Source organism: Rhizobacter sp. P3_B12 (assembly GCF_056402895.1).
The window spans coordinates 1-6,083 of the sequence record NZ_JBFUGN010000315.1; the positions used below are offsets into that span (position 1 = coordinate 1).

General features: G+C 59.8%; 9 protein-coding genes. 1 reads left to right on the forward strand and 8 read right to left on the reverse strand.

What is annotated here, in order from left to right:
• The 3 genes from AC1D01_RS17055 to AC1D01_RS17065 form a co-directional block, all read right to left on the reverse strand.
• Positions 1-254: hypothetical protein (locus tag AC1D01_RS17055; RefSeq protein ID WP_477868279.1), on the reverse strand; the 254-nt coding region annotated here is incomplete at its 3' end.
• Positions 255-566: 312 nt separating this feature from the next.
• Positions 567-938 (reverse strand): hypothetical protein, encoded by a 372-nt coding sequence (locus AC1D01_RS17060; RefSeq protein WP_477868281.1) that lies wholly within the window; start codon positions 936-938, stop codon positions 567-569.
• Between the two features lie 16 nt (positions 939-954).
• Entirely contained in the window at positions 955-1,410 is a 456-nt protein-coding gene (locus tag AC1D01_RS17065) for a hypothetical protein (RefSeq protein WP_477868283.1), read from the reverse strand.
• 138 nt (positions 1,411-1,548) lie between these two features.
• Here AC1D01_RS17065 and AC1D01_RS17070 point away from each other — a divergent pair, with 138 nt between their 5' ends.
• Positions 1,549-1,896, forward strand: a complete 348-nt coding sequence (locus tag AC1D01_RS17070; protein ID WP_477868285.1) for a ribonuclease E inhibitor RraB — start codon at positions 1,549-1,551, stop codon at positions 1,894-1,896.
• Between the two features lie 543 nt (positions 1,897-2,439).
• Here the strand turns inward: AC1D01_RS17070 and AC1D01_RS17075 are convergent.
• The 5 genes from AC1D01_RS17075 to AC1D01_RS17095 all read right to left on the reverse strand — a co-directional run bounded on the left by AC1D01_RS17075 (position 2,440) and on the right by AC1D01_RS17095 (position 5,817).
• Positions 2,440-2,766 (reverse strand): hypothetical protein, encoded by a 327-nt coding sequence (locus AC1D01_RS17075; protein WP_477868287.1) that lies wholly within the window; start codon positions 2,764-2,766, stop codon positions 2,440-2,442.
• Positions 2,767-3,808: 1,042 nt separating this feature from the next.
• Positions 3,809-4,234 (reverse strand): hypothetical protein, encoded by a 426-nt coding sequence (locus AC1D01_RS17080; protein WP_477868289.1) that lies wholly within the window; start codon positions 4,232-4,234, stop codon positions 3,809-3,811.
• Between the two features lie 103 nt (positions 4,235-4,337).
• Positions 4,338-4,613, reverse strand: a complete 276-nt coding sequence (locus AC1D01_RS17085) for a hypothetical protein (protein ID WP_477868291.1) — start codon at positions 4,611-4,613, stop codon at positions 4,338-4,340.
• A 190-nt stretch (positions 4,614-4,803) separates the two neighbouring features.
• Positions 4,804-5,256, reverse strand: coding sequence for a DUF4265 domain-containing protein (locus tag AC1D01_RS17090; RefSeq protein ID WP_477868293.1), 453 nt, complete (start codon positions 5,254-5,256; stop codon positions 4,804-4,806).
• A 102-nt stretch (positions 5,257-5,358) separates the two neighbouring features.
• Positions 5,359-5,817: a hypothetical protein gene (locus AC1D01_RS17095; protein ID WP_477868295.1), complete on the reverse strand. Its 459-nt coding sequence runs from the start codon at positions 5,815-5,817 to the stop codon at positions 5,359-5,361.
• Between the last annotated feature and the right edge of the window lie 266 nt (positions 5,818-6,083).

Below are 6,083 nucleotides of genomic sequence, written 5' to 3' on the forward strand. Positions count from 1 at the left end.
AGGCGTAAGTAGGCGCAGTAACGCGAGTAGCGCTCGTCTTTCGCAGCCAGGTACCGCCTCTCGTCCAGAAAACTGAGGATGCCCCCGCGGACGCTTGTTCGCTGCAACCAGAGCCACGCCTCCGGCTCTCCCTCTGCCGCCCAGACGGCAGGAAACCGTTGCTTCAACTCCCTGGCCGCCAATGCAGTCGAGATGACCAGCATGGCGATCAGCGCAAAAAGCAGGACCACGGCAATGGTGGCAATCAGTCGCATCAGAGGACTCTCCATCGTTGGGGCGATAGCCTATCCGAAAGCTTCTGCTGGCGGTCGGTGGCTCAGTCCCTGAAGTGAGAGTGACAGTACGCCTCGCCTGTCGCGGGTTGGGATGACGCGTACGGTGCTCGGTCGGAGACAGCACTGCGAGGCCGGCTAAGGTGGGAAGCGCTTGCCTGAAACCGGTCATGGGCGAACTGCTGCTTGTGGCCGACTGTTGCCGATCGGCCGAGGTGCCTGTTCGCCTGTAGGCGACCCGTTGCGGTCGTTCAAGCCCTTCGATTCAACTCGGCGAAGCCGCGGTTGAGCAGCTCATCCGCCTTTCAAAGCGAAGGACTCACGAGTTGCCGCGACGCTTGCTCGCAGATCACGCAGCATCGGAAGGACTGCCACGAAGTTGCGAACCAGATCGCGTTCGCTCATCACCGGCAGAGGAAACCTGATCTGATAAACACCCCATCTGGTCGCAGACGCGCTGGATATCTCGCGGACCTCCGGCCCTGAGGACTCCCATGCGATGCCAGCCTGCCAGCCGTCAGGATCGACGACGAAGAGGTCGCCATTGACCTTGGGCCACGGGCCAGGCCATGGGACGCCAACATAGCCAAGCGCCCAGCCGTCAAGCAGCGAGCCTTCGATCAGCTTGGCTGCGTCGTATGCATCTTCAATGTGTCGAGTGGACAACATATGCCTGCGGCGACTAGCCGAATCCTCGAAGTCCCTCGCTGAACCGAAGGTAGGGAATCTTGGCATTGCACAGCAGGTCCTTGAGATCGGGGCTCGCGAAAACATGCGAGTCATTCATCACCAGCAGACGTGACCCATCCATCGAAAGATCTCGCATCTGATCGGGCGTGAAGAACTGGCCAATGCGAACTCGCGCGAGAGTGTGATTCTCTTGTCCGCTGACCGGATCAAAGACAACCGCCGGCTCGAACGCGACTCGATCCAAGTCGAAACTTCGCAGGAGTTCAGCTAGCCCTCGCTCGACCAAGAGGCAGCGATGCAGTTGATACCAAGGCGCAAGCACACCTCGCTCGAGTTGCTGGAAGCGCCCATCGGCACGCTCATACAGACGCGCGCCGTCCAATTCGCACCACACGTGAAAAGGTAGAGCCATCGACGATGTTTCGAAGAGAAGCGGCGAAGTCGACATTCTGCAGGGAAGACCTGAAAGCAGTCATCGGCGACCGACGGCATGTGGCCGACATGCGACTTCCGCCGAGTGGCGCGAAGGTTGGTCGCGCCCGTCCACTGTAGAGTGCGCCGTACGAACTGTATACAGAGTCAACAAATGATCGAACTCGAACTATTGGAAGAGATGTTTTCGAGCATCGCGAGCGGCGCGAGATGGGACATGTCGAAGCCCATGCTGTGGGGATACTTCTTCACTGATGCTTCTGAGGAAAAGCTCACCTCAATCGTTCCYGCCCTCGAACGCGACGGATGCAGGTTCGTCGACTTGTACGTTCCGGACTTGGACGAAGGCGAGCAGCCCTACTACTTCTTGCACGTGGAGAAGGAGGAGGTTCACACGCCCGCGAGCCTGTTTGAGAGGAACGGTCAGTTCTACGCCCTGGCTGAACGCTACGGCCTTGGCAGCTACGACGGAATGGACGTTGGGCCCATCCTCGCACCATAGCGTCCCCGCCCATTGGCAAACCCGTAAGCGGACACTGGCGACCGACCGGTTGTGGCCGGTCAGCGACGCTCGTCGCGTGACGCCGATGCGATCGGATCACCGGTGTCGTGGCAGGTCAAAGAGTTCGAGAGCCCACGGCACAAGCAGCGTCGCACCCGTTCGAATTGACTCCTCGGTCGGGTCGCTCAGGCACAGGACTGCATCCTCGTACCGTACGCGCAAACACACAGCAAAGACCTCCCCCGTTTGGCTCCTATAGGCCCACCAGTCCTCTTCGCCACCAAAGGTGCAGAGACTGTCAGTCTCCACGTAGAACGGGTCGCCGAGGTGAGTGCGAAGAGCACTTCGCGAAACACCTCGTGCCCACCCAACTTCCCACAACTGAGTGCCTGGTTCTCCTGGTGCGATCGGTATGAGTGAAGCGAGCATTGCAGGGAGCATGTGCGGTTGCCGACGACTGCAGGCTACCCTAAAGCTGCCGTTCGCGACAGGCAGCTGCTGGCCGCCAAGCGCCGTAGCTTCGCCTTTCGCAAGCCGTCATCGTCACAGTGAAGCTGCCTTGAGCCATTCCTCAAACCAGGCGGTCGGCATTCGTTCGCTCTCGAAGGAACGAGTCCGAAGCTCGCCCAATGAATAGGTGTTCGCGAGATAGAGATCCCACTGCGTTTCCACGTCGGTGAGGATCGGCAACAGCCGCTCAATCTCTTTGGGCGCGTCGACGTCCAGGTATCGGCACCAGAAGCTGTCACACCACTCTGCAATTTGCTTGTGCGAATGTGGCGCCGTGTCTGGCGCTGCGCCCCACGCAAGCACCGTGGCTACCGACTCGACGGTAAACGGTAGCTGGATCGAGGAGCCATTGCTGAGCATGGCCTAGCCTACCCGAAAGCCGCCGCTGACGAGAGGCAGTTCCTGGCCGATTGTCGCCATCGCGAACGATTCAAGTTCGGTCAAGCCATGCACGGCGCAAAGCGCGCGCTCGGTGCCGAAGGCGTTGTGGCCACTTCGTTCGACACTCGATTTCCTCAAGACACTCGGCGATTTCCGCGTCCACCGGCATGCCCTGCTCTAACCAGGCCACCGCCAGTTCAGGCCACGAGGGAGTGTCCCATCTGAGCCCCACGAGCACCACGTCTCTGGCAGGCGCCTGCCCCGACTCGTACTCGCGGTACGGCGATTCGAGATGAACAACCAGTGACTGGATAGGCATGTATCCAAGGCTACCCGAAAGCAGTCAGTCGCGACCGGCAGCTCCTGGCCGAATCGAGACGCAGAGGCTACCTCAGTACGATGTTCAGGCTTCGCCGATCGACAACGAGGAGGTGGAAGAACTCCTCGAGGCTGGAGGCCACCTGTGTGCCGGAGCTAATCCAGACGGACGATCGATCAACAGACTCTCTTCTGAGAAAGTATTCGTGGGATGAGATCAGAAAGTCGGCAAACGGAATGCACTCTCGTTCGAAACCTGCGCACTCCTGAGCACACTGTTCGATAGGCCACAACGAGAAGAAGTCGCGATCGGATTGACCTCGAGTCATTCCATTGCAAGCCGCGAACAGCTCGATCACATCGGTTGACGCCCATCGGCCCGCCCTCGCGAGCAAGGCAACTACCTCGTTGGACGGATACCCGGGCTGAATGTGGATTCCCTCGGTCCTCCACGCATGCAGCGCGGACGTTAGCGATTCCATGACCATCTGTGACCCTCTGCCGGCCGAGTTCGACGCCAGGTTAGCGTGGAGACTGTGCTTGTTGTCAGCCCCAGGTGTCGACGCCTGCATCCCTTGCGAGGACGGCTGAGGCTGTACGTTGACCGTTCCGAAACGCTGACTGAGGCATCGTAGCCTCTCACGGTGTCGCCCAGGAGCGGACGCTTCCAAAAGTCAGTTGCTGGCCGATATCGGATCTAGGCTCAACCAGCTGCGATGCTCGGGAACGAAGCACCGTCACCAGTCGCAATGGTGCTCGTCCTGATCGCCTTCAGGGCCTCGACGAGCCGCATACGCTTTCGCGGTGACTTGAGGGACGCAGGTAGGCGACTGAGCCAATGGCCGTTCGGGCCGACAGGGAGGCCGCTCTGTGATGCCAGGTTGCGCGATGTTGGCAGCGGTTGCTTCGACAGCACATCGATGAAGTGATCCAGTTGCGCAGGAGCGCTGAAGCGAAGTTCGGCGCCATCGAATTCCACGTGCAAGAAGACAAAGCCCTTGTGAGGGACGGACGATGGCGCTGGCAGATCGAACAACGAGGCTGAACCGTCCACCGGTCGATGGACCCAAAACGCGACGGGCGCTGAGCGCCAATCAGGCTGGTAGCTGAAGTGATACTTCGCGCTCATTGATGCTCATCCAGAACCGCCAACCAGGCGCAGCCGCCATTGTCGTTGCGGCCGGAAGCAGTCCTTTGCGACCGGCAGATGATTGCCGACGAGCGCAGCGCCCTCATGATTCGACCTTGATGCACTCTCCGTAGATCCCACTGGCGTCTACCCAGCCGTTGATCCGACCTCTGTTGTTGCCGATCTGGAAGCGTTCGCCTTGAATTGCCTTGACGAGGTGTAGGTACTCGGCGCCGCCAACCTTGCACAAGACAATGGCGCCGACCTTGAGCGTTGAGTGATCGGCGATCGGCGCGACCGTACAAAGCTGACCCGACTCCACCTTCCCCACCATAGAGTTGCCGCGCGGCCGAAATGAAACAACTTCTCCAGCCTTCAACCGCGCGATGTAGTTTGCTGCCCACCCCATTGGCCCCCCTATTTTGTAGATTCTTCGCCGGCATCTTTGACTCATGCAGATGACGCCATCACACGACAGGTCCTCTGACCAGCGATGGACTGGCCGGATAGCCTACCGCAAAGCAGTCAGTCGCGATCGACCGCTTGAATCCGCCGCCGAAGAGTGACCTTCAGGTGCCACGCTCCCACCACCCCAGCGCCGTGCCGTCTTCGGCATGGACGTTTCCATACTCCCACTCGCAGCCCGGATGGGATGCGACGAAGCGTTTGAAGACGTTCTCGATGGGAGCGAACCCGGCGCGAAGTGGAATCGTGAAAGCCAACCCCCTGTCGATGCTGCCGTCAAGGCGGCCGCCCAGATTTTCGACTTCTGCAGTGAGGCCTAGCTGCACGCCAGCGAATGCTGACGCAGAGAAAACACGGACAGCGATGTTTCCTGCACGGTCGGTGACGGTGTACAACCCCTCGGGACTGAGTTCGATTTCATCACCGGCAGCGATGCCATAAGCGAGACCGGGCGTGAATTCGATCCTGTACCTACTCCCACCAGAAGACGCCGCATGAACAGGCTCAAAGGCCGGCTTGCCACTGGAGTCTTCGCCGACTCGCAAAAGGATGTGCATAGGGGCGGACGTTAGCAAACCACGCCTGAGCGCCCCGAAAGCAGTCGACCGCGAACGTCCGGAAGTGGCCGGATTCGGCCATGGCATGTACGCGACCGCGGGCTACGGCGCACGTTGCTTGACGACCGAAACGTCTTCCAACGGGGCGGGCCAGATCTGAAGATGGTACCGATCATCGCCGTCGAGGCCATCCTCAGACAACGAATCGAGGCCGGAGAAGCAAACACGCACGCGATAAGTCCCAGGGGTCACAGGAATGCGGGCCGCACCTGGAAAATAGTCGGTGCAACCGGCAATGACCAAGTTCTCACCGGCTACGAACAGCTGGCATTCAACGACGTGATCGTAGGCCGTCGCGTTCGTTGGAGGCGATGATGTCAGGATCTCCAATGTGACAGGAACTTCCATGTTCCTGACCGTGCCGACGCCGACGGTGCCGGGTGCAACCGCAAGCAGTCGCGCAACCGCTTCATCAGGCCAAGCGTCCAAAAGGTTGCCGTCGGCTGCTTCGTCTTGCAGGTAGAACTGGAAATAGTCGGCGAAGATGTTGAAGCTATGCATACGATGGGACTACTCTAAAGCCGACACTGCCGACCGACTGCTCTTGGCCGGCTTCAGGCATTCGACCTCGTAGCACGCACTCCAAACGACGACACCAAGCGAAAGTATTTTCTGAGCGGGAAGGCGGCCACTCAAGGCTTGTTTTCGTCGACCGACCGGCGGACCTCCTGGTAGCGGTTGCCTGCAAGGCGCGTCGGGCATTGAGCGCGCTCGAAATCTGCAGGCTGAAAGGCAACTGGAAACAGGTCGCAGAGAAGGTCACAGAA

Excerpts from the sequence above, each read along its gene's own strand:
- AC1D01_RS17065 (WP_477868283.1), bottom strand. The coding sequence starts at position 1,410 with ATGTCGACTTCGCCGCTTCTCTTCGAAACATCGTCGATGGCTCTACCT.
- AC1D01_RS17075 (WP_477868287.1), bottom strand. The coding sequence starts at position 2,766 with ATGCTCAGCAATGGCTCCTCGATCCAGCTACCGTTTACCGTCGAGTCG.
- AC1D01_RS17080 (WP_477868289.1), bottom strand. The coding sequence starts at position 4,234 with ATGAGCGCGAAGTATCACTTCAGCTACCAGCCTGATTGGCGCTCAGCG.
- AC1D01_RS17090 (WP_477868293.1), bottom strand. The coding sequence starts at position 5,256 with ATGCACATCCTTTTGCGAGTCGGCGAAGACTCCAGTGGCAAGCCGGCC.
- AC1D01_RS17095 (WP_477868295.1), bottom strand. The coding sequence starts at position 5,817 with ATGCATAGCTTCAACATCTTCGCCGACTATTTCCAGTTCTACCTGCAA.